Here is a 21,450-nt window from a genome sequence, read left to right as displayed (position 1 = left end):
CCGCCGGCCAGGCCGAGGCTCAGTAGCCGTGCCGGCGCAGCAGCGCGTCCATGTCTTGCGCCGCCGGGCGGCCCTGGAACTTCAGCAGTTCCGAGGTGCGGTTGGTGAAGAAACCGTCGACGCCGGCCGCGCCCAGGGCCTTGAAGTCTTCCGCCGAGTCCACCGAGTAGGCATGGATGAACAGCCCGCGCGCGTGGGTCATGCGGTTCATCCAGGGTTTCACCAGGTCGGCGTAGCTCTGTTCGCCGCGTTCGCTGAGGGTCGCCGAGGGTCCGGTGCCCAGCGCGCCGTGGGCCTTGGCCCAGTCCAGCCAGGCGCCGAACTCGGCTTCGGACTTCACTTCCTGCCTGGCGTAGAAGGCTGCCTTGTCGGTTTCCCCGGATTCCTTGAAAGTCACTGGCGAGCGGGCTTCCAGGTAACCGTCGCCGAGCCACAGCAGGAGAATCTTCGGCACTTGCGGCATGCTTTCTTGCAGCAGTTCCAGGCTGCTCTTCTCGAAGGTCTGCAGGATCACCCGGCCATTGCCGTGGGCCACGTCGACATGCCCGGCGGCGGCACGCTCGCGGGGTTGCAGCCAGCCGCGGCGTTCCAGCAGCTTGCGCAAATCGTCTTCGATGCCGGGGAATTGCGCCGGTACCTTGGTTTCCAGGTACAGGCCGGGCTTGTTGGCGCCGCCCTCGGCGATATCGAGCATCTCGTCGAGGGTGAGGATGCGCAGGCCGACGAAGCCGGGCCGGGCGCGCTCGGGGAAGGCGCGATTGAACCAGGAGCCGGCGTCCAGGCGCTTGAGTTCGGCGAGAGTGAAGCTGCTCACCGGGTCCTTGGCGCGCCCCGGGAAGACCTCGGCGACGTCGGTGGTGCGCTCCAGGGTGTCGTCGTGGAGGGCGACCAGCACGCCGTCGCGGCTGCGCTGCACGTCGGCTTCCAGGTAGTCGGCACCGAGGTCGCGGGCCAGCAGGTAGGCCGCGGCGGTTTCCTCGGGGGCGTCGTACGAGGCGCCGCGGTGGGCGATGACCGCCGGCCAGGGCACGCCGGCGGCGGCGCTGAGGGCCTTGCCGGACGGCTCCGCGGCCTGGGCGGCGAGCCCCGCCGTCAGGCCGAGGAGGCCCAGGGTCTTGAATGTTCCTTGCCAGAATCTTTGCCGCATGAGGCGCCTTTCCTTCTTTCTTTTTCACGGGATTGCCGACCAGTCTGGCGTCGCCGGATGACCGGAGGACGACAGATACAGGTCTGTCCGGCGCGGGGAAAGATGCGCTGTCGCGGCGACGCTGGTTCCTGTCGCCCTCGGCAAAGCGCCAGCCCTCCCAGGCCGGGAGGGCGGATTCTACAGGCGTTTGTTCAGCAGGCGGGCCAGGCGGTCGCCGCCGAACTGGATCAACGTGACCAGCAGCACAAGGACGATGATCACGGTGAGCATCACCTGGGTGTCGAAGCGCTGGTAGCCGTAGCGGTAGGCCAGGTCGCCCAGGCCGCCGGCACCGATCGCGCCGGCCATGGCCGAGGAGTTGATCATGGTCACCAGGGTGATGGTGAAGCCGCCGACGATGCCCGGTCGCGCCTCCGGCAACAGTACGTTCCAGATGATGTGGCGGCGTTCGCAGCCCATCGCCTGGGCCGCTTCCACCAGGCCGTGGTCGACTTCGCGCAGGCTGACCTCGGCGATCCGCGCGAAGAACGGCGTGGCGGCGATGGTCAGCGGCACCACCGCGGCCCAGACTCCATAGCTGGTGCCGACGATCATCCGGGTGAAGGGAATCAGCGCCACCATCAGGATCAGGAAGGGTACCGAGCGCAGCACGTTGACCAGGCCGCCCAGGATGCGATTGAGCAGGCGTGCCTCGAAGATCCCGCCCGGCCCGGTGGTGACCAGTACCAGGGCCAGTGGGATACCCACCAGCAGGACGATGGCGGAGGACGCGCCGATCATCAGCAGCGTATCGAGGAAACCTTGCCAGAGCCGTTCAAGCATGGGCGACATGGCCGAGCACCTCCACCTTGTCCGCCACCAGCGCGGCCTTGGCCAGCACGCCGGGAAGCTCGCCGGGCGGCGCGCCGACCTGTAGCAGCAGGCGCCCCAGGGTGCGGCCCTGGATACGCTCTATGCCGCCGTGGAGCAGGTCGACGCGCTGGCCGATGGCCCTGGCGATGGCCAGCAGGTCCGGCACCCGCCGGCTGGCTCCGGTGTACTGGAGATCGAGCAGCACCGGGTCGCCGGCGCCGGGAGCCTGACGCAGGCGCGCCTGGAGGTCGGCCGGGAGGGCGGCGCGCAGGCTGCCGAGCAGGCTTCGGGTGACGGCATGGCGCGGATCGCCGAAGACTTCCCAGACTTCGCCCTGTTCGACGATGCGGCCGCGTTCGAGGACCACCACGCGGTCGCAGATCTCGCGGATGACCGCCATCTCGTGGGTGATCAGGACGATGGTCAGGCCCAGCCGGCGGTTGATGTCGCGCAGCAGCGCGAGGATCGCCTGGGTGCTCTCCGGGTCCAGCGCCGAGGTGGCTTCGTCGCAGAGCAGTATCTGCGGCTGGTGCACCAGCGCGCGGGCGATGCCGACGCGCTGTTTCTGCCCGCCGGAGAGCTGCGCCGGATAGGCGTCGCGTTTTTCCTCCAGGCCGACCAGTTGCAGCAGCCCGGCGACCCGCTCCTCGATCCGTGCCCGGGGCACCCCGGCCACCCGCAGCGGCAGGGCGATGTTCTGCCACACGGTCTTGGCCGACATCAGGTTGAAGTGCTGGAAGATCATGCCGATGCGTCGGCGCAGGGCGACCAGGCGCTGGCCGTCGTAGCCGCCGATGTCTTCGTCGTCGATCAGCACCTGCCCCTCGCTGGGACGCTCCAGGCGATTGAGGGTGCGGATCAGCGAGGACTTGCCGGCGCCGCTGCGGCCGATGATGCCGAACACTTCGCCGCGGTGGATTTCCAGGTCGATCTCCCGCAGGGCCTGGACTCCACCGGGGTAGCGCTTGCCCAGGCCGTGGAGACGGATGTGCGGCGTGGAGGCGCGCGTGTCGGGCGCCGTCGGGAACGGTTCGAGGGGCAGCAGGCTCGGGGGAACGGTCATGGCCGTCACTCCCAGCCCGGCTGGTACAGCGTGCCATGGGCCTTGTCCAGCGCGGCGCGGACCACCGGCGAATGCTGGTAGATGTCGACGAAGCGCGCCAGGCGGCCGTCGCGGTCCTGGTAGTCGCCGCGGGTGACGAACTGGATCACGTATTCCCGGTTGTCGATCCCGTCGAACAGCAGTGCCCGGGTCGGGTCTATGGTCCCGGCCAGGCGCAGGTAGTGCGGGTAGCCCTGGGCCAGGTCGAAATCGTCGAGGGCGCGCGCCAGTTGTACCGCCTCCAGCTCGGTGATGCGGATGTCCTTCGGGTTGTCGACGATATCGTCGAGGGTCGCCTTGTAGCCGACGCCGTCCCTGAGCTTCAGCAGGCCGGCCTTCTGTAGCAGTTGCAGGCCGCGGCCGCCATTGATCGGGTCGTTGGCGATGGCCACGCTGGCGCCTTCCGGCAACTCTGCGAGGCTGGCGTAGCGCTTCGAATAGAGCCCGACGTTGTTGATGATCCCCGGCGCGAACGGCTTCAACTGGAAGCCGCCTTCGCGGTTGGCGTTTTCCAGGAAGGGCACGTGCTGGAAGTAGTTGGCGTCGATGTCGCCCTGGGCGAGGGTGATGTTGGGGGCGTTCCAGTCGCTGAACTCGACCAGTTCGACCTTCAGTCCCTGCTTGCCGGCTTCGCTCACGGCGACCTCCAGCGGCGGGGCGAAGGCGGCGGTGGTACCGATCTTCAGCGGGGCGTCGGCGGCCTGGGCCAGGCCGCTGCCGAGGAGGACGGCCAGGCTCAGGGTTTTCAGGGTGTTCAGCATGGTGGGCTCCTGAACGAAAGGGAAAGTGGGGTCAGGCCTGGCGCTGGCGCGCGGCCGGGCGCTGGCGGAAGGCGGCGCCGGCGTGTTCCGCCTGCAGGCGCGCGCGGCCGCCGCCGAAGAGCTTCTCCCGCAGGGTGCCGGGGGCGTAGGCGGTCTTGTAGCTGCCGCGTGCCTGCAACTCGGGCACCACCAGGTCGATGAAGTCGGCGTAGCTCTCCGGCTCCACGGTGCGGGTCAGGTTGAAGCCGTCCAGGCCGGTATCGGCGATCCAGCCTTCGAGATCGTCGGCGACCTGGCGCGGGTCGCCTACCAGGGTCACGTAGCGGCCGCCCAGGGCCAGTTGGTCGAGGAGCTTGCGCACGGTGGAGTCGGTGCGCGCCACGGTGAGGTTCTTCACCACCGACTCGATGGCGTTGTTCTTCTCGTAGCGGATCGGTTCGTCGAGCCCGTAGCGCGACAGGTCGATGCCGCTGGAACTGGCGAAGTGCGCCAGGCCGGCCTCGGGGCTGGCGTAGCGGCGGTACTCGGCATGCTTGTCGTGGGCCTCGGCCGCGGTGGCGGCGACGATCACGTTGATGCCCATGAAGATCCTGATGTCCTCGGCGCGACGGCCGGCGTCGACCACCGCCGCGCGGATGCGCTGCACCAGTTGGCGGGTGGCCTCGCGGGTCTGTCCGGAGACGAACACGCATTCGGCGTGGCGCGCGGCGAAGGCCAGGCCACGCTCCGAGGAGCCGGCCTGGAACAGCACCGGGGTGCGCTGTGGAGAGGGCTCGGCGAGGTGGTAGCCCTCGACCTGGTAGAACTCGCCATGGTGGCGGACCTTGTGGATCTTCTCCGGCCGCGCGTAGACCCGTCGCTGGCGGTCGGCGAGCACCGCGTCGTCTTCCCAACTGCCCTCCCAGAGCTTGTAGAGGACCTCCAGGTACTCGTCGGCGCGGTCGTAGCGGCGGTCGTGCTCGATCTGCGCGGACTGCCCCATGGCCTTGGCCGCGCTTTCCAGGTAGCCGGTGACGATGTTCCAGCCGATCCGCCCGTCGCTCAAATGGTCGAGGGTCGAGAGCCGCCGGGCGAACGGGTAGGGGGCCTCGTAGGTGAGGTTGGCGGTGACGCCGAAACCCAGGTGCTCGGTGACCCCGGCCATGGCCGAGACCAGCATCAGCGGGTCGTTCACCGGCAGTTGGACGGCTTCGCGGGCGGTCACCTCGATGCCGCCCTGGTAGACGTCGTAGACGCCGAGGATATCGGCGATGAACAGGCCGTCGAACAGGCCTCGCTCCAGCAGCCGGGCCAGCTCGGTCCAGTGGCGCAGTTTGCGGTAGTCGCTGGAGCGGTCGCGCGGGTGGGTCCAGAGGCCGTGGTTGATATGGCCGACGCAATTCATGCTGAAGGCGTTTAGGAGAATCTGCTTCTTGCTCATGGCGGTTCCTTCGGCGTTCAGAGCGTGCCGCGACGCGGCGGCAGGCGGCCGTTGAGGTAGTAGTCGCCGACCGCGTGGTACTTCCAGCGCACCGGGTCGTGCAGGGTGTGTACGCGGGCGTTGCGCCAGTGACGGTCGAGACCGAGCTCGGCGAAACAGGCGCGGCTGCCGCCGAGCTCGATCAGCTTGCTGCCGGCCAGCAGGGCGACCTCGGTGGTCAGCGCGCGGGCTTCGGCGACGGCGATCGAGGCGGCCGCCACGCTTTCCGCGTCCGGTTCGGCGGTGGCCCGATCGAGCACCCGCCCGGCACGCTCCAGCAGCGCTTCGGCGGCGTGCAGGCGGATCGCCAGGCGACCGATCTCATGGATGGTCAAGGGGTCGTCGCTGGCCTTGTCGACGCCGGAGTCGACCCAGGGGCGGGCACGCTCGCGGACGAAACGCAGGGTGTCCTCGAAGGCGCCGCGGGCGATCCCGGCGTCGATCGCCGCGTGAAGGATCTGCGCCAGCGGGCCGACGGTGGTCGGGCGCTCGAAGGCGTCCTGGAACGAGACCACGTCCTCGGCGGCCACCGCTACCCGGTCGAACAGCGCCGAACCGCTGCCGGTGGTGCGTTGACCGAAGCCGGACCAGTCGTCGACGATTTCCAGCCCGGCACTGTCGCGCGGGACGAAGACCAGCTGCTGGCGGCCCTCGTCGTCTACCGCCAGGGTCGGCACCCGCTGCGCGTAGAGTGCGCCGGTGCAGTAGAACTTGCGCCCGTCCAGGCGGTAGCCGTCGCCGTCGGCGCGCAGGCGGGTGCGGCGCTCGCTGGCGGTACGCGTACCGATCTCGGCCAGGGCGTTGCCGAAACGCTCGCCGGCCAGGGCGGCGCCGAACAGGCGACGTTTCTGCGCCGGCGAGCCGTTCACCCGCAGCACTTCGAGGGCGTAGAAGTGGTTCTGCGGAATCTGCCCCAGGGAACTGTCGGCGGCACTGACGATCGCCACCACCTTCGCCAGGGTCACCCGCGAGACGCCGGCCCCGCCGTATTCGCGGGGCACGGCGATACCCCACAGGCCGGAACGGGAGAACAGCTCCAGTTCTTCCAGCGGCAGGCGCCGCTCGCGGTCGCGCTGGATGCTTTCGCGGGCGAACAGGGCGGCCAGCTCACGGGCCGTTTCCAGGGCTTCGTCGTCGCTGCCGATGCGATGGGCAGCGGTCGTGGGATTGTCGCGCGTAGCGTGTGCGAGGTTCATCGGGCGCTCCTCAGATCCATGAGTGACGCGCCGGGCGGGCGCCGTTCAGGTAGTAGTCGCCGACCGCGTGGACTTTCCAGCGCACCGGGTCGTGCAGGGTGTGGGTGCGGGCGTTGCGCCAGTGCCGGTCGAGGTTGAACTCGGCAAGCGTGGCGCGGCTGCCGGCCAGCTCGAAGAGCTTCTCGCTGGCGGCCAGGCTGATCTCGGTGCTCAGCACCTTGGCCTCGGCCACGGCGATCGAGGCGCGTGCCGCCGACTCGGCGTCCACCGGCCGCTCGGCCACTTCGTCGAGGACCTGGCCGGCCTTCTCCAGCAGGGCGTTGGCGGCGTGCAGCTCGATTTGCAGACGGCCGACCTCGGCGATGCTGTAGAGCTCATCGCTGGCGCGTTCGACCTGGGCGTCGATCCAGGGCCGGCTGCGGTCGCGGACGAACGCCTGGGCGTCGTCCAGCGCCGCCTGGGCGATGCCGGCGTCGATGGCGGCCTGGATCAGTTGCGAGACGGCGCCCTGGATGCTCGGGATCTCGGCGAGCAGACCGTTGTGGATCAGCATGTCGCCGGCTACCGGCACCTCGTCCAGCAGTACCGTGCCGCTGGCGGTGGTGCGCTGGCCGAAGCCGGACCAGTCGTCGACGATGCGCAGGCCGGGAGCGCCGCGCTCGACGAAGAGCATCACCGCGCGCGCTTCCTCGTCGATGGCCTTGACCGCCACCCAGTGGGCGAACAAGGCGCCGGTGGAGTAGAACTTCTCGCCGCTGACCCGGTAGCCGTCGCCGTCGCGGCGGACCCGCGCCTTCAGCTCCAGGGTATGGCGGGTATTGCGCTCCGGGCCGGCGTTGGCCAGCCGGCGGCCGTCGAGGATGCCACGGAACAGCTTGCGTTTCTGCGCCGGGCTGGCGACGTTGTCGATCACGCTGAGCAGGCCGAACTGGTTCTGCGGAATCTGTCCGAGGGCCGGGTCGGCGGCACAGATGACACGGAACACCTCGGCCAGGGTCACGTGGGAAACCTGCGCGCCGCCATGGGCGCGGGGAATGCAGATGCCGCCCAGGCCGAGGCGAGTGAAGAGTTCCAGTTCCTGCCAGGGCAGGCGTCGTTCGCGGTCGCGTAGCGCCGCTTCGCGACGGGCCAGTCCGGCTACCTCGTGGGCGGCCTGCAACGCCTGGGCGTCGTTCTCGATGAGGCGTGCCGGGAGTAGCCGGGGCGCCTGGTCACGAAGATCCTTGGGTGCGGTTTCGTCGGTCATGGTTCAGCCTTGCAGCGTGGTGGTTCCGCCAGCGGCATCGGTGTGGCGCGGCTCGCGGGTTCGGTGGTGCGGGTGGAACGCCTGGAGGAGGGAGGGGAAACAGGCGGTAACGACATGCTCGCTGGGCACCTCTGGCAGTTCGGATAGGTGGCTGGCGCGATCGCCAAGCCTCTGCCGGGTCTGTTTGCACAAGCCGTGCCGTTCGATAATCCAATGAAAAATCAATGAGTTGCCGATTTGCTCCAACAGTTTTTGCTGGTTCGCGGGCGCTGCCTGTTGCTCCGCTGTTGCCAGGGCAACAGTTACCGGCGGATTACAGCCGGATGCCGCGCGCCGGCGCCGTGCTGCTAGGGTGATAGGGTTTCGCGCGCGGCGGTCTGTCGCGCGCCCACCCACTCGGACCGTCGAAGGAGCTCCCATGCAGAGCGCTAACGCTTCAGAACTCACCACCGACATCGCCGTGATCGGCGGCGGCGCGGCCGGCATCGGCGTGATCGCCAGCCTGCTGAAACGTTCGCCGGGGTTGCGCATCAGTCTGATCGAGCCGGCGGACACCCACTACTACCAACCGGGCTGGACCCTGGTCGGTGGCGGCGCCTACGCACAGGGCGACACCGCGCGGCCGATGGCCGGGCTGGTCCCGCCCGGCGTGGAGTGGTTGCGCACCCGCGTCGAGCGGGTCGACCCCGAGGCGCGCCGGCTACTGCTGGAGAGCGGCGGCAGCCTGGAGTACCGCAACCTGATCGTCTGCCCCGGCCTGCGCCTGGCCTGGGAGCGCATCGAGGGCCTGGAGGAGACCCTGGGGCGCAACGGCGTCACCTCCAACTACCGCTACGACCTGGCGCCCTACACCTGGGAGCTGGTGCGCGGCCTGCGCGGCGGCAAGGCGCTGTTCACCCAGCCGGCGATGCCGATCAAGTGCGCCGGGGCGCCGCAGAAAGCCATGTACCTGTCCTGCGACCACTGGCTGCGGGAAGGCGTGCTGCAAGACATCGAGGTCGAGTTCGACCTGGCCGGCGCAGCGTTGTTCGGCGTCGCCGATTTCGTTCCGCCGCTGATGGAGTACGTGCGCAAGTATTCGGCCGAGCTGGCGTTCAATTCCAACCTGGTGAAGGTCGACGGCGCGGCGCGCAAGGCCTGGTTCGAGGTGAAGGACGCCGACGGCAACGCCAGCCTGGCGGAGAAGGACTTCGACCTGCTGCACGTGGTACCGCCGCAACTGCCGCCGACCTTCGTCGCCGCCAGCGGCCTGGGCGACGCGGCCGGCTGGTGCGAAGTCGACCCGGCGACCCTGCAACATGTCCGCCATGGCGAGATCTTCGCCCTCGGCGATGTCTGCGGCACCGCCAACGCGAAGACCGCGGCGGCGGCGCGCAAGCAGATCGTGGTGGTGGCCGAGAACCTTCTCGGCCTGCGCAGCGGCCGTGGCCTGCCACTGCGCTACGACGGCTACGGCGGTTGCCCGCTGACCGTCGAGCGCGGCCGGGTGGTGCTGGCGGAGTTCGGCTATGCCGGCAAGCTGCTGCCGACCTTCCCGCTGGAGCCCACCGCGGCCAGCCGCTTCGCCTGGCTGCTCAAGCGCCACGTACTGCCCTGGGTGTACTGGAACGCCATGCTCAAGGGCCGGGAGTGGCTGGCGCGGCCGGGGCGGTAGGGCGGATAGCGCCCGCCGGCGCAATCCGCCGCCATCCGCTTCAACGCCGCGCCGTGACCTGCGGCGTGGCGCCGGGAACCGCCAGGTTCACCGCCTTCTCCTCGCGCGGCGTACCTTCGGGCACCCAGTCGTAGGCCACCGGCAGCGCGCGGTAGACCCAGTTGCTCCGGGCATCGCCGCGCGGCGCCTTGCCGAAGTAGGGGCTGACGTACTCCCAGACGATCTCGCCGCCGGGCGTTACCTGGAAGAAGCGTCCGTTCTGCCCTTCGTCGATCAGCGTATTGCCGTTGGGCAGGCGCCGCGCGCTGCTGATGAAGGCGCTGTAGAAGGCCCAGCCGGGCTGCTGCGAGTCCTCGGCGGTGTATTGCCAGACGATCTGCTTCTTCAGCGGGTCGATTTCCAGTACCCGCGAGCCGGAGACCAGCCCGCGCTGTACCGAGGGGTAACCGGCGTCGCCCTGGTTGTCGAACACCAGCAGGTTGCCGGCGCCCGGCAGGCCCTCGGGAATGAGGTGGGCGTCGTGCTGGCCACTGATCTGGTCCACCGGGCGCGGCAGCTTACGGGCGCTCTTCGGGTCGATCGGCGGAAGGTTCGGGCCGAGGCGCCAGACCACCTTGCCGCTGGCCTTGTCGACGATCGCTATGAAGTTGGCGTTGCGCGAGTCGAGCAGCAGGTTGTCCGGGGCGAAGCGCCGGTCGCCGGCGGCGTGCCAGCGGTTCTCGCCGAGCGGGGCGAGGTTGTTGATGTGCAGGTAGTCGGGGTTCTCGCTGGCCCGCACCCGCTTCAGCTGGTCGGCGGTGAAACCGAACTCGTCGAGGTGTTCCGAAGCGGTCCAGCTCCAGGCCAGCTTGCCCTGCGGCGTGACCTCGTAGATCACGTCATCGATTACCCGGGGCACGGCGAAGCCCTTCACCGCGTGGACCTTGTTCGCCAGCAGCAGGGTGTTGCCGTTGGCCAGCCGGCGCTGGTCGTGGTGCTGATGGGCGGCGCCGCCCGGCGCCTGGTCGCCCCAGCGCCAGACCTCCTTGCCATCCCAGTCCAGCTCGCCGAGGGCCTGGTTGGCCAGGCCGTTGCCGGGCGAGGCCAGCTTGTCCGGAGCGGCCAGGTCGGCCAGTTGCAGCAGCACATGGCCGCGCTTGCCACCGTTCAGGGCCGGGTCGATCACGGCGGCGGGGAAGCCGGGGTAGTCCCAGCGCTTCACCTCGTTGCCGTTCATGTCGATCAGGTGGGTCTTGCGGTCGGCGCCGCTGAAGATCACGTACTGGTTGAAGGCCTTCTGCGGGTCGTAGCGGGTCACTCCGGTGGGGTAGACGCTGGGCGCGGCATGGGCGCCGGCGGCGAGCAGCGCGGCGCTGAGCAGGAGCAGCGGGAATCTGGGCATGGCGGGTTCCTCGGCGATCGGTTCAGAAGTCGTAGCGGGCGGTCACGCCCAGGGTGCGCGGCGTGCCGAGCACGCCGGCGTAGCCGCCGTTGGCGGAATTCCAGAGGCTGGTGAAGTAGGTCTTGTCGAAAGCGTTCTTCAGCCACAGGGACAGGTCCCACTGGCCGTCCCCGTAGTTGCCGCGCAGGCCGGCGGAGGCGTTGACCAGGGCGTAGCTGGGGATCTGTCCGTATGCGGAATCGTCGATGGTGCCCACCGCCCTGGAGCGGAACGCGTAGCTGGCGGTGAGGTAGGGCTCCAGGCCATCGTCGAGCTTCCAGCGATACTCGCCATTGAGGTTGGCGATGTACTTCGAGGCACCGACCACCTGGTGCCCGCTGAGGTCGCAGGACGCCGGGGCGCCGGCCTGGAAGGCCACCTCGGGGGCGCACGGGGCGTTCTTGTAGGACAGGTAGCGAACGTCGTTGTAGGACGCATTGAAATTCAGGGTCAGGCCGCGGATCGGCAGGGCCGTCGCTTCGAACTCCAGGCCGCGCGAGCGCACGTCGCCGGCATTGGTCAGGTACTGGGTGCGGTTGGCCTCGTCGTAGGCATTGGCCTGGTAGCCGTGGACCACGGTCCAGAACAGGTTGCCGTTGAGGATCAGGCGGTTGTCGAGGAGGGTGGTCTTCAAGCCCAGCTCGGCATCGTTGGCGCGCTCGGTGCCGATCAGCAGCGAGTCGGCACCGGCGCTGGGAGCGCTGGCCACGGTCAGGTTGACGCCGCCGGATTTCTCGCCGTGGGACAGCGAGGCGTAGCCCAGAACCTGGTCGCTGAAGCGGTAGCTGAGGCTGAGCAGGGCGGACGGACTGACGCTGTGCAGGCCGATGTCGCCGCTGTCGTAGGCGCCGACCCTGCCGTTGCGCGCGGCCGCCGCCGCGCCGCTCACCGCGGCGCCGCCGAGCGGGGCGTAGCGTTCGACCCAGGCGGACTTTTCCTCGTAGGTGCCACGCACGCCGGCGGTGAGGTCCAGGCGCTCGGTGAGGTGCCAGGTGCCCTGGGCGAACAGCGCGTAGCTGTCGGTGTCGATGTGCCCGCGACCGCGGGTGCTGACGTCGCTCAGGGCGCCGGCGGGGGTTCCGTTCCAGATGTCTGCCCTGGGCCCGTAGTCGGTGAAGGACTTGTTGTCGAGGTCCTGGCCGAAGTAGTAGGCGCCGAGCACGTAGTCGAAGAAGCCGCCGCTGGGCGAAGCCAGGCGGATTTCCTGCGACCACTGCTTGTCGCGCACCGAGACTCCGGCGTTATAGGCCGCCGGTACGTCCAGGCCGTCGTCGTTGCGCGGCGTGAAATCCCACCAGCGGTAGGCGCTGATGGAAGTGAGGGTGAAGTCGTTGGCCAGCTTCCAGTTGGCTTCCACCGAGGTTCCGCCCTGGAACACCGTGACCTGCTGGTCCGAGTCGAAGTTGACCTTGCGCCGATGGCCGTCCACCAGCGTCGCGCCGGCCGCGGCGGCGCGCTGTTCGTAGCGGTTCACGCCGTTCACCGTGGGGCCGCTGCTGAACAGGGTGAGGACACCGTTGTCGGAGTCTTCCTCGTTGTAGTCGCCGATCCAGCGCAGGCTGAAGTCGTCGTTCGGCTCGAACAGCAACTGCCCGCGGAAACCCTGGCGTGCGCCGCCGTTGAGGGTGTTGCCGTCGTGGAGGTTCTTCACGTAGCCGTCGTCGCGGGTGCGGTAGGCCGACAGGCGCCCGGCGAGGGTCTCGCCGAGCGGTCCGGAAATCGTGCCCCTGGCCTGGAAGTAGCCGTCCTCGCCGCCGGATATCTCCACGCTGCGCTCCGGAGTGAAGCTCGGCGCACGGGTGCCGATGTTGATCACCCCGGCCGTGGTGTTCTTGCCGAACAGGGTGCCCTGCGGGCCGCGCAGGACCTCCAGCTGCTCGATGTCGAGAAGGTCGAACGAGGCCATGCCGGGGCGGCCGAGGTAGACGTTGTCGAGGTACAGCCCGACGCTGCCTTCCAGGCCGTCGCTGGCCGGGTTGTTGCCGAGGCCGCGGATCGACACGCTGGACTGGCGCGCGTGGACGTAGGCGACGTTGGTGCTCGGCACCAGTTGCTGCAGGTCCTGCACCCGGTAGATGCGCTGGCTCTCCAGGGTTTCGCCGCCGAGCACGCTCATCGCGGTGGGCACATCCTGGGAGTTTTCCACCCGTCGCCGCGAGGTCACCGTGACGGTCTGCAGGGTAGTGGCCGGCTGCGCCTGGCGCGCCTCTTCGGTGCCCGCGGGGGTGTCGTCGGCGCCGGCCAGTTGCGCCCCTCCGGCGCAGGCCAGGCAGATCGACAGGGGCAGCAGGCGACGGCGGAACGGTGCGCTGCGGGACGACGGGATGGAGCGGTACGCGGGTCGGCGATTCATGTGTGGGTCCTGGATGAAGGGGTGACTGCTAATTCCGTATGGTTATTTATTTATGTTTTATATTGCGTTTACGGAATAAGAGATTGCCTTTATAAAAAGCCCACGCCGTCCCCGGCAATTGCATTCGCCCGATATTTTCCATGTAGAAAATGCATATCGATCTCCGCCAGCTCCGCCACTTCATCGCCCTTCACGAGCACCGCAGCTTCGTCGCCGCGGCGCTGGCGGTTAACCTTTCGCAATCGGCCTTCAGCCGCAGCATCCAGGCGCTCGAACACAGCGCTGGCTGCCGCCTGGTGGACCGCGCGGCCAAGGACCTGCGTCCGACCAAGCAGGGCCTGATCGTCCTCGAACATGCGCGCCGGCTGGTCAGCGGCGCGCACAACCTGGCCAACGAGATCGCCCTGTTCAACGGCCTGGAGGCCGGCGAGCTGCGCTTCGGCGCCGGGCCGGCTCCCGCCACCTGGCTGGTGCCGCGTGCGGTGGGGCGCTTCAACGTGCGTTATCCGAAGGCGCGGGTGAGTTTCCAGGTCGAACACTGGCAGGCGCTGAACCGCCGCCTGCAGGCCGAGGAGTTCGAGTTCTTCGTCGCCGACACCCGGCATTTCGAGGCCGACCCGCAATACCGCACCTCGCGCCTGCGTCCCCGGCGCTGGCATTTCTGCTGCCGCGAGGGGCATCCGCTGGCCGCTCGCGAGAGCGTTTCCGCCGAGGAGCTGCTGAGCTTCCCGCTGGCGACCAACATCAGCCCGCCGAACATCCGCAAGGTGCTGGTGGACCTCAGCGGGCGTCCCGACTTCCGCCCGGCCATCGAGTGCGAGAACGGCCATAGCCTGCTCGGCGTGGTTCTCGCCTCGGATGCCATCGGCATCAGCAGCGGCCTCGGCGACCTGGCGCCGCCGGGACAGGGAGGCCTGCGTCCGCTGCGGGTGCGCGAGCTGCCCGACGACCTCGACGAACTGCATACCCGCTACGGCATCGTCAGCCGCGCCGGCTACAGCCTGTCGCCGCTGGCGGAGGCGATGATCGACGAACTGAAGCGGGTCGACGACGCCACCTGAATTGCGTCGCACGCATGCCAACTATGTTCCGAATGCGCTTGCCGCCGGACGCGGCGGACCGCGAAATGAAGCGTCGTTTCCTTTTCGCGAGCCGTCATGAGCCAGCCCAAGCCGATCCGCAACGTCCTCTACATCATGTGCGACCAACTGCGTCGCGATTACCTGTCCTGCTACGGCCATCCCTATCTGCACACGCCGAACATCGACCGCCTGGCCGCGGAGGGCGTGCGCTTCGCCCGTGCCTATACCCAGGGCACCATCTGCGGGCCGTCGCGGATGTCCTCGTACACCGGGCGCTACGTCAGCAGCCACCAGGTGGCCTGGAACGCGGTGCCGCTGCCGCTGGAGGAGCTGACCCTGGGCGACTACCTGCGCGCCGCGGGAGTCCGCACCGCGCTGGTCGGCAAGACCCACGCCACGGCCAACCTGGAAGGCATGCGGCGGCTCGGCATCGATCCGGCCAGCGCGCGCGGCGCGGCCCTCGCCGAAGCCGGCTTCGAGCCCTACGACCGCAATGACGGGGTCTACCCGGATGACCCGGCGTTCGCCGACAAGCGCGAAAGCGCGCCCTACACCCACTACCTGCGGCGCCTCGGCTTCACCGGCGACAACCCCTGGCACGACTGGGCCAACGCCGCCGCCGGCGCCGATGGGGAAATCCTCAGCGGCTGGCGGATGCGCCATGCCGGATTGCCGACGCGCTTGCCGGAGGCGCACAGCGAGACCGCCTATACCACCCGTCGCGCCATGGATTTCATCGACGAGCAGGGCGAGCGTCCCTGGTGCCTGCACCTGTCCTACATCAAGCCGCACTGGCCCTACATCGCGCCGGCGCCGTACCACGCGCTGTACCGCGCCGACCAGGTGCTCCCGGCGCTACGCGCGGCGCCCGGCGAAGAAAGCGACCATCCGGTGTACCGCGCCTTCCGCGAACATCGCGAGAGCCTCAATTTCTCCCGCGAAGACGTGCGCCGGCAGGTGATACCTACCTACATGGGGCTGATCCGCCAGGTCGACGACCAGCTCGGCCAGCTCTTCCAGCACATGCGCGCCAGCGGGCGCTGGGACGATACCCTGATCGTCTTCACCAGTGACCATGGCGATTTCCTCGGCGACCACGGCCTGGGCGAGAAGGAGTTCCTCCTCGAGGCGGCGGTGGGCGTGCCGTTGCTGATCCGCGATCCGCGCCCCGAGGCGGACGCCACCCGCGGCCGGGTGGAGGAGGCGCTGGTGCAGTCCATCGACGTACTGCCGAGCATCCTCGAAGCCTTCGCCGTCGAGCCCGCCAGCCATCGCATCGAGGGCCGTTCGCTGCTGCCCTTCGTCCATGGCGCGCCGCCGGCGGACTGGCGCCGCTACGCCATCGCCGAGTACGACTACGCCTTCCAGGCACCGGCGCGGGAGCGCCTGGGCCGACCCATCGATGCCTGCCGCATGTACATGGTGCGCAGCGAGCGCTGGAAGTACATCGCCTACGACGGCTTCCGCGCCCAACTGTTCGACCTTGCCAGCGACCCCGGCGAATTGCGCGACCTCGGCGCCGACCCGGCGCATGCGGCGGTGCGCGAGGCCCATGCCGGGATGCTGTTCGACTGGCTGCGCGGGCTGAAGCGGCGGACTACCATCAGCAACGCGGAGATCGACCTGCGCGGCCAGGCATTCCGCTACGGCGAGCCGGAAGGCGGGCGCCTGGTACCGATCGGCCTCTGGTGATCAGCGGCTGGCCTTGCGATAGGCCCCCGGTTGCTGTCCGGTGGCCTTGTGGAAGGCGCGGGTGAAGGCGGCGGTGGACTGGTAGCCGACCGCCGCCGCGACCTCGGCGACGCTGACGTCGGCGCGCAGCAGTGCGCAGGCGCGGTGCATGCGAAGGGCCAGCAGGACCTGCCCCGGCGACTGACCGCTGAGTTCGTTGAAGCGCTTGAAGAAGGCCGAGCGCGAGAGTCCGGTGCGTTCGGCCATCTGCTCCAGGCTCCAAGGCTGCTCGGGTGCCTCGATCAGCGCTTCCAGCAGGCCGGCGAACTGCGGCTGGCGTGCCAGTGCCACCAGGCCGCCGAGGGTCGGGTTGTCGAGCACCTGCTGGCGCAACACGTAGAGGAACAGCAGGTGGCTGAGGCGCTCCAGCAGAACCGGCGACGGCGCCGGCTGGCGGCGGCACTCGTCGACGATCAGGGCGAACAGGCGCCGCGCCGCGTCCAGCGCTGGATCGCCGGCGCGCAGGATCAGCCAGTCGGGCAGGGCGTCGACGATCAGCCCGGACAATCCCGAATGGAAGTGGAAGAACCCGCAGACCAGGCCGGCACCGTCCGTCGCGTTCCACTCCAGCGCCTGCATTTCGCCGCGCGGCTGGCAGCGCGCGGCCTCGGCGGTGGCCTCGCTGGACAGGCGGAACTCGACGTCGCGCAGGAAGAACAGCGCGTCGCCGCTGTCCAGTCGCCAGCCCCGGGCGCTTCCGGCGACGTGCGCCCAGCAGTGTCCCTGCACCACCAGGTGGAAGCTGGCACGCGCCAGGCCGTGGGTGGAGGCATGCCAGCCGCCGCAGTAGCGACCGACATGGAACAGGCTGGTGTCGACTTCGAGGCTGTCTAATAACCAATCGACAAGCGGGTTGGACGAATTCATCTAAGGGAAAGACTCAAGAGCAAGTGATAGCGACTTTAGAATATTGAATGGATTTCTTATTACCAAGAGACTTCTTCGACACCTCAACCACCGGAGTCGAAAGCATGTCACGCGTTCCCGTGCTCACCCTGGAAAACGCCCCCGAGGCGGCGCGTCCGTTCCTCCAGACCGCGCTGAACAACTCGGGTTATATCCCGAATCTGCTCGGCGTGCTGGCCAATGCGCCGGCCGCCCTGGAAACCTACCTCACCGTGTCCGGGCTGAACGCCAAGGCCAGCCTCGGCCTGCCCGAGCGGGAAGTGGTGCAACTGGTGGCGGCCACCACCCATGGCTGCGACTTCTGCGTTGCCGGGCACACCGCGGTGGCGCGCAACAAGGCGCGCCTGCCGGAGCCGGTGATCGAGGCCCTGCGCGCCCGCGGCGAACTGCCCGACGCCCGCTACGAAGCCCTGGCCGACTTCACCCGCGCGGTGATCGCCAGCCGCGGCGCGGTCACCGACGAGCAGTTCGAAGCCTTCCGCGCCGCCGGTTTCGACCAGGCCCAGGCCCTGGAAGTGATCCTCGGGGTGAGCCTGGCGACGCTCTGCAACTTCGCCAATGTGTTCGCCCGCACGCCGCTCAATGCCGAGCTGGAGCAATATCGCTGGACCAACCCGCGGGCCTGAGCCTGCGCTTGCCGGGCGGCATGCCGCGCCGGCGCAAGGAGTGACGACCATGCTTGACCCGACCCTGAGCGACTGGCTCGACCGCCAGGCCGACGCCCTCGACCGCGGCGACGCCGATCCCGCCGCGCTGCTGCCGCGCCTGGCCGCCGCCGGCGTGCTCGGCGTGGCGGTGGAGGAACGCCTCGGCGGCGCCGGCGGCACGCTCGCCGACGCGGTGGAGCGGGTGGCCGCGGTGGCGGCGCGCTCGCTGACCGCGGCGTTCGTCTTCTGGGGCCAGCGTGCCTTCATCGAGTACCTGTTGCAGAGTCCCAACCAGGAACTGCGCCAACGCCTGCTCGGCGACCTGCTGGCCGGCCGCCTGGCCGGCGCCACCGGGCTGTCCAACGCGATGAAGTTCCTCTCCGGGATCGAGGCGCTGCAGGTGGTGGCGCAAGCGGAGGAGACCGGCTGGCGGCTGGACGGTCGCCTGCCGTGGGTGACCAACCTGCGCAGCGGCGATTTCGTGGTGGCGGCAGCGATCGAACGCGGGGAGGGCGGCAATCCCTTCGTCCTGGCGATTCCCGAAGGCCTCGCCGGCTTGCAGCGCTCGACGGACCTGCGCCTGCTCGGCCTGCAATGCAGCAACACCGCCGCCCTCGACCTGCGCGCGGTGGCGGTCGGTCGCGACTGGCTGTTGCACGACGACGCCCGGCAGTTCCTGCCACGGGTGCGCCCGGCCTTCCTCGGCCTGCAATGCGGCATGGCCATCGGCCTGGCGCGCCGCGCGCTTGACGAAGTGCAGCGGCACCTGGGCGGCAGCCGTTCGCTGCTGGATGGCGAGCTGGCGGCACAGCGCGAAACCCTCGACGGACACGTGGCGGCGCTGCACGCCGGCCTGGCCAGCGGCGAGTTCGCCAGCCAGCCGGCACGCCTGTTCCGCATCCGCATCGGGCTCGCCGAAGCCGCCGCCAATGCCGTGCAACTGGAGTTGCAGGCCAGCGGCGGCAAGGCCTACCTGAGCGAGCACGGCGCCGGTTTCGCCCGCCGCTGGCGCGAGTCGGCGTTCGTCCCGATCGTTACGCCGAGCCTGGTGCAACTGCGCGCCGAACTGCAACGCCAGGCCGAGGCCAAGGCATGAGCGAGGCGCTCCTCGACGCTCGCGGGATCGCCCTCGGCTATCCGCGCGGTGCCGGCTGGCAGGCGGTGCTCGGCGATTTCGAATTGCGCCTGGGCGCCGGCGAGGTAGTCTCGATCCTCGGTCCCAGCGGGGTCGGCAAGTCCAGCCTGCTGCGCGTGCTGGCCGGCCTGCAGGAACCGGCCGCCGGCAGCGTGCGGGTACTCGGCGAGCCCCTGCGCGGACCGCATCCGGGCGTCGCGGTGGCGTTCCAGGACCCCAGCCTGCTGCCTTGGCTGAACCTGGAGAAGAACGTCGCCTTCGGCCTCGATTTCGCCCGCCAGCCGCACCTCGACGCGGCGACCCGCCAGGCCCGCGTCGACCAGGCGATCGCCGCGGTCGGCCTGGAGCACGCCCGTGCCCGCTACCCGGCGCAACTCTCCGGCGGCATGGCCCAGCGCACCGCGCTGGCCCGCTGCCTGGCGCGGCAGCCGAAGGTGCTGCTGCTCGACGAACCTTTCGGCGCGCTGGACGAAGTGACCCGCGCCGACATGCAGCAGCTGCTGCTGCGGGCGATCCACGAGCGCGGCACCGCCGTGGTCCTGATCACCCACGATATCGACGAGGCCCTGCTGCTCTCCGAACGCATCCTGCTACTGGGTGACAGCCCGGCGCGGACCCTCGGCGAGTGGCGCATCGACCTGCCGCAGCCACGCGCGGAGCTGGTCGAGGAACTGGGCGCGTTGCGCATCGAGATCCTGAAAACCCTACGGCGGGCGAGCCGCACCCATGCCCATCCCATCGCTCAGCCGGAGGCCTCCCATGTGCCTGGACGACCCGACCCATTCCCGACGTGACATCCTCAAGCTCGCCGCGCTGCTCAGCGCTGCCGGCGCGTTGCCGCTGCTGAGCAGCCTGCAGGCGCGTGCCGCCGCCGAACCCGACGCGCCGGTGCGCATCGGCTACCTGCCGATCACCGACGCCACGCCCTTGCTGGTGGCCCATGCCAACGGCCTGTTCGAGGCCGAGGGCATCCAGGCCGAACGGCCGGTGTTGCTGCGCAGCTGGGCGCAGGTGATCGAGGCGTTCATCTCCGGCCAGGTCAACGTCATCCACCTGCTGTCGCCGATGACCGTCTGGGCCCGCTACGGCAGCAAGGTGCCGGCCAAGGTGGTGGCCTGGAACCACGTCGGCGGCTCGGGGCTCACGGTGGCTCCGGAGATCGCCGACGTGCGCCAGCTCGGCGGCAAGAGCGTGGCGATCCCGTTCTGGTACTCGATCCACAACGTGGTGTTGCAGCAACTGCTGCGCGACAACGGCCTGCGCGCGGTGAGCCGCGCGGTGGGCGCGGCGCTGGCCGCCGACGAGGTCAACCTGGTGGTGCTGCCGCCTTCGGACATGCCACCGGCGCTGGCCAGCAAGCGCATCCACGGCTACATCGTCGCCGAGCCGTTCAACGCCCTGGCGGAGAACCTCAAGGTCGGCCGGGTACAGCGCTTCACCGGCGATGTCTGGCGCAACCACGCCTGCTGCGTGGTGTTCATGCACGAACACGACCTGGAGCGGCGGCCGCAGTGGTCGCAAAAGGTGGTCAACGCCATCGTCAAGGCCCAGCTATGGACCCGCGAGCACCGCGCCGAGGCCGCACAGTTGCTGTCCAAGGCCGGAGCCAACCGCTACACGCCGCACGCGCCGGAGGTCCTCGGCCGGGTGCTGGCGCCGGGCGCCGAGGAGCAGCAGGCCTATCTCGCCAGCGGCGCGATCCGTCACGCCGACTGGCAGGAGCGGCGCATCGACTTCCAGCCCTATCCCTATCCGAGCTACACCGAGGAACTGGTGCGGCGGCTGAAGGATACCCTGATCGAAGGCAATAATGCCTTCCTCGCCAGCCTCGATCCGCGCCAGGTGGCCAGTGACCTGGTGGACGACCGCTTCGTCCGCCAGGCCCTGGCAGAGGTCGGCGGGTTGCAGGCGTTCGGCCTCGCCGGGGGCTTCCAGCGCAGCGAGGAGATCAGCCCGTGAGGCAGACGCTGCGCCAGGGCGCGCTAGGCGTCGCCGGGCTGTTGACGCTGTTCGCCCTGTGGTGGCTCGGCGTGGCCCTGTTCGGCGCCGCCGACGGCCTTTCGGCGCGCTTCTCGCCGCAGGCGACGTTGCTCAGCCTGGGTGAACTGCTGGAACGCCGCGAACTCTACGAGCACGTGCTGGTGAGCCTGAAGCGGGTCCTGCTGGGTTTGTTCCTGGCGCTGCTGGTGGGAGTGCCGCTGGGGCTGCTGGTGGGCGCCTCGCGCAACCTGGAAGCGGCGACCACTCCGGCGTTCCAGTTCCTGCGGATGATCTCGCCGCTGTCGTGGATGCCCATCGCGGTGATGCTGATGGGCGTGGGCGACCAGCCGATCTATTTCCTGCTGGCCTTCGCCGCGCTCTGGCCGATCCTGCTGAATACCGCCGCCGGTGTGCGCCAGCTCGACCCGCGCTGGCTGCAACTGAGCCGCAGCCTCGCCGCCACGCCCTGGGAAACCCTGCGCCGGGTGATCCTGCCGGGCATCCTCGGCCATGTGCTGACCGGCGTGCGCCTGGCCATCGGCATCCTCTGGATCGTCCTGGTGCCCTGCGAGATGCTCGGCGTCAGCGCCGGGCTCGGCTACTACATCCTCGACACCCGCGATCGCCTGGCGTACTCCGAGCTGATGGCGATGGTGCTGCTGATCGGCCTGCTCGGCTACCTGCTCGACGCGGCGGCGCGCGGACTCTACCGGCGCTGGGCGCACGGGGCGCTCGGGTAGGGCGCGGTTCCGCTGCGCTGGCGGATAGCGCCGGGGCGC

General features: G+C 69.4%; 18 protein-coding genes. 8 read left to right on the top strand and 10 right to left on the bottom strand.

What is annotated here, in order from left to right; genetic code table 11:
* Window positions 1-19: 19 nt before the first annotated feature.
* From HMPREF2886_RS32040 to HMPREF2886_RS32010, 7 genes are all read right to left on the bottom strand, one after another.
* Window positions 20-1,147, bottom strand: a complete 1,128-nt coding sequence (locus tag HMPREF2886_RS32040; RefSeq protein ID WP_003124592.1) for a glycerophosphodiester phosphodiesterase — start codon at window positions 1,145-1,147, stop codon at window positions 20-22.
* Between the two features lie 177 nt (window positions 1,148-1,324).
* Window positions 1,325-1,978: a methionine ABC transporter permease gene (locus HMPREF2886_RS32035; protein WP_033970748.1), complete on the bottom strand. Its 654-nt coding sequence runs from the start codon at window positions 1,976-1,978 to the stop codon at window positions 1,325-1,327.
* Window positions 1,962-3,071, bottom strand: a complete 1,110-nt coding sequence (locus tag HMPREF2886_RS32030) for a methionine ABC transporter ATP-binding protein (RefSeq protein ID WP_079387659.1) — start codon at window positions 3,069-3,071, stop codon at window positions 1,962-1,964. The genes HMPREF2886_RS32035 and HMPREF2886_RS32030 overlap by 17 nt, the downstream gene beginning before the upstream one ends.
* Window positions 3,068-3,862 carry a MetQ/NlpA family ABC transporter substrate-binding protein gene (locus HMPREF2886_RS32025; protein WP_058156185.1) on the bottom strand — a complete coding sequence of 265 codons (795 nt, stop codon included), beginning with the start codon at window positions 3,860-3,862 and terminating at the stop codon, window positions 3,068-3,070. The genes HMPREF2886_RS32030 and HMPREF2886_RS32025 overlap by 4 nt, the downstream gene beginning before the upstream one ends.
* Window positions 3,863-3,893: 31 nt before the next feature.
* Window positions 3,894-5,282 carry an LLM class flavin-dependent oxidoreductase gene (locus tag HMPREF2886_RS32020; RefSeq protein ID WP_070749134.1) on the bottom strand — a complete coding sequence of 463 codons (1,389 nt, stop codon included), beginning with the start codon at window positions 5,280-5,282 and terminating at the stop codon, window positions 3,894-3,896.
* Between the two features lie 17 nt (window positions 5,283-5,299).
* Window positions 5,300-6,517: an SfnB family sulfur acquisition oxidoreductase gene (locus HMPREF2886_RS32015; RefSeq protein ID WP_070749132.1), complete on the bottom strand. Its 1,218-nt coding sequence runs from the start codon at window positions 6,515-6,517 to the stop codon at window positions 5,300-5,302.
* A 10-nt stretch (window positions 6,518-6,527) separates the two neighbouring features.
* Window positions 6,528-7,763 carry an SfnB family sulfur acquisition oxidoreductase gene (locus HMPREF2886_RS32010; protein WP_070749130.1) on the bottom strand — a complete coding sequence of 412 codons (1,236 nt, stop codon included), beginning with the start codon at window positions 7,761-7,763 and terminating at the stop codon, window positions 6,528-6,530.
* A gap of 418 nt (window positions 7,764-8,181) precedes the next feature.
* Between HMPREF2886_RS32010 and HMPREF2886_RS32005 the strand changes: the two genes are divergently transcribed.
* On the top strand, window positions 8,182-9,417 hold the full coding sequence (locus HMPREF2886_RS32005) for an NAD(P)/FAD-dependent oxidoreductase (protein WP_033978336.1): 1,236 nt from the start codon (window positions 8,182-8,184) through the stop codon (window positions 9,415-9,417).
* Between the two features lie 40 nt (window positions 9,418-9,457).
* Here HMPREF2886_RS32005 and HMPREF2886_RS32000 read toward each other — a convergent pair whose 3' ends face one another.
* On the bottom strand, window positions 9,458-10,798 hold the full coding sequence (locus tag HMPREF2886_RS32000; protein WP_033978337.1) for an aryl-sulfate sulfotransferase: 1,341 nt from the start codon (window positions 10,796-10,798) through the stop codon (window positions 9,458-9,460).
* Between the two features lie 22 nt (window positions 10,799-10,820).
* On the bottom strand, window positions 10,821-13,190 hold the full coding sequence (locus HMPREF2886_RS31995) for a TonB-dependent receptor (protein WP_052151913.1): 2,370 nt from the start codon (window positions 13,188-13,190) through the stop codon (window positions 10,821-10,823).
* Window positions 13,191-13,339: 149 nt separating this feature from the next.
* Between HMPREF2886_RS31995 and HMPREF2886_RS31990 the strand changes: the two genes are divergently transcribed.
* Window positions 13,340-14,251: a LysR family transcriptional regulator gene (locus HMPREF2886_RS31990; RefSeq protein WP_003105356.1), complete on the top strand. Its 912-nt coding sequence runs from the start codon at window positions 13,340-13,342 to the stop codon at window positions 14,249-14,251.
* A gap of 96 nt (window positions 14,252-14,347) precedes the next feature.
* On the top strand, window positions 14,348-15,964 hold the full coding sequence (locus HMPREF2886_RS31985; protein WP_070749128.1) for an alkaline phosphatase family protein: 1,617 nt from the start codon (window positions 14,348-14,350) through the stop codon (window positions 15,962-15,964).
* Here the strand turns inward: HMPREF2886_RS31985 and HMPREF2886_RS31980 are convergent, their stop codons facing one another.
* Complete coding sequence (locus HMPREF2886_RS31980) at window positions 15,965-16,870, bottom strand: AraC family transcriptional regulator (protein ID WP_039028104.1); 906 nt, start codon at window positions 16,868-16,870, stop codon at window positions 15,965-15,967.
* A gap of 104 nt (window positions 16,871-16,974) precedes the next feature.
* Between HMPREF2886_RS31980 and HMPREF2886_RS31975 the strand changes: the two genes are divergently transcribed.
* The 5 genes from HMPREF2886_RS31975 to HMPREF2886_RS31955 are packed head-to-tail and all read left to right on the top strand — an operon-like array spanning window position 16,975 to window position 21,411.
* On the top strand, window positions 16,975-17,535 hold the full coding sequence (locus HMPREF2886_RS31975; RefSeq protein ID WP_033970763.1) for a carboxymuconolactone decarboxylase family protein: 561 nt from the start codon (window positions 16,975-16,977) through the stop codon (window positions 17,533-17,535).
* Window positions 17,536-17,584: 49 nt separating this feature from the next.
* On the top strand, window positions 17,585-18,652 hold the full coding sequence (locus tag HMPREF2886_RS31970) for an acyl-CoA dehydrogenase family protein (protein WP_033978340.1): 1,068 nt from the start codon (window positions 17,585-17,587) through the stop codon (window positions 18,650-18,652).
* Window positions 18,649-19,485 carry an ABC transporter ATP-binding protein gene (locus tag HMPREF2886_RS31965; protein WP_003115101.1) on the top strand — a complete coding sequence of 279 codons (837 nt, stop codon included), beginning with the start codon at window positions 18,649-18,651 and terminating at the stop codon, window positions 19,483-19,485. Before HMPREF2886_RS31970 ends, HMPREF2886_RS31965 begins: the two co-directional genes overlap by 4 nt.
* The gene (locus HMPREF2886_RS31960; protein ID WP_033970766.1) at window positions 19,451-20,650 is read left to right on the top strand and encodes an ABC transporter substrate-binding protein; all 1,200 of its coding nucleotides are present in this window, start codon (window positions 19,451-19,453) and stop codon (window positions 20,648-20,650) included. Before HMPREF2886_RS31965 ends, HMPREF2886_RS31960 begins: the two co-directional genes overlap by 35 nt.
* Window positions 20,647-21,411, top strand: a complete 765-nt coding sequence (locus HMPREF2886_RS31955) for an ABC transporter permease (protein WP_003107734.1) — start codon at window positions 20,647-20,649, stop codon at window positions 21,409-21,411. Before HMPREF2886_RS31960 ends, HMPREF2886_RS31955 begins: the two co-directional genes overlap by 4 nt.
* Window positions 21,412-21,450 lie beyond the last annotated feature (39 nt).

This window comes from Pseudomonas sp. HMSC066A08 (assembly GCF_001813025.1).
GTDB lineage: Bacteria > Pseudomonadota > Gammaproteobacteria > Pseudomonadales > Pseudomonadaceae > Pseudomonas > Pseudomonas aeruginosa.
The sequence above is the reverse complement of the archived record's forward strand: the minus strand, read 5'-3'. Positions and strand labels throughout refer to the sequence as shown.

Coding starts and splice junctions, on each gene's coding strand:
- HMPREF2886_RS32040 (WP_003124592.1), bottom strand. CDS start 1,147: ATGCGGCAAAGATTCTGGCAAGGAACATTCAAGACCCTGGGCCTCCTC.
- HMPREF2886_RS32035 (WP_033970748.1), bottom strand. CDS start 1,978: ATGTCGCCCATGCTTGAACGGCTCTGGCAAGGTTTCCTCGATACGCTG.
- HMPREF2886_RS32025 (WP_058156185.1), bottom strand. CDS start 3,862: ATGCTGAACACCCTGAAAACCCTGAGCCTGGCCGTCCTCCTCGGCAGC.
- HMPREF2886_RS32020 (WP_070749134.1), bottom strand. CDS start 5,282: ATGAGCAAGAAGCAGATTCTCCTAAACGCCTTCAGCATGAATTGCGTC.
- HMPREF2886_RS32015 (WP_070749132.1), bottom strand. CDS start 6,517: ATGAACCTCGCACACGCTACGCGCGACAATCCCACGACCGCTGCCCAT.
- HMPREF2886_RS32010 (WP_070749130.1), bottom strand. CDS start 7,763: ATGACCGACGAAACCGCACCCAAGGATCTTCGTGACCAGGCGCCCCGG.
- HMPREF2886_RS32005 (WP_033978336.1), top strand. CDS start 8,182: ATGCAGAGCGCTAACGCTTCAGAACTCACCACCGACATCGCCGTGATC.
- HMPREF2886_RS32000 (WP_033978337.1), bottom strand. CDS start 10,798: ATGCCCAGATTCCCGCTGCTCCTGCTCAGCGCCGCGCTGCTCGCCGCC.
- HMPREF2886_RS31995 (WP_052151913.1), bottom strand. CDS start 13,190: ATGAATCGCCGACCCGCGTACCGCTCCATCCCGTCGTCCCGCAGCGCA.
- HMPREF2886_RS31990 (WP_003105356.1), top strand. CDS start 13,340: ATGCATATCGATCTCCGCCAGCTCCGCCACTTCATCGCCCTTCACGAG.
- HMPREF2886_RS31985 (WP_070749128.1), top strand. CDS start 14,348: ATGAGCCAGCCCAAGCCGATCCGCAACGTCCTCTACATCATGTGCGAC.
- HMPREF2886_RS31980 (WP_039028104.1), bottom strand. CDS start 16,870: ATGAATTCGTCCAACCCGCTTGTCGATTGGTTATTAGACAGCCTCGAA.
- HMPREF2886_RS31975 (WP_033970763.1), top strand. CDS start 16,975: ATGTCACGCGTTCCCGTGCTCACCCTGGAAAACGCCCCCGAGGCGGCG.
- HMPREF2886_RS31970 (WP_033978340.1), top strand. CDS start 17,585: ATGCTTGACCCGACCCTGAGCGACTGGCTCGACCGCCAGGCCGACGCC.
- HMPREF2886_RS31965 (WP_003115101.1), top strand. CDS start 18,649: ATGAGCGAGGCGCTCCTCGACGCTCGCGGGATCGCCCTCGGCTATCCG.
- HMPREF2886_RS31960 (WP_033970766.1), top strand. CDS start 19,451: ATGTGCCTGGACGACCCGACCCATTCCCGACGTGACATCCTCAAGCTC.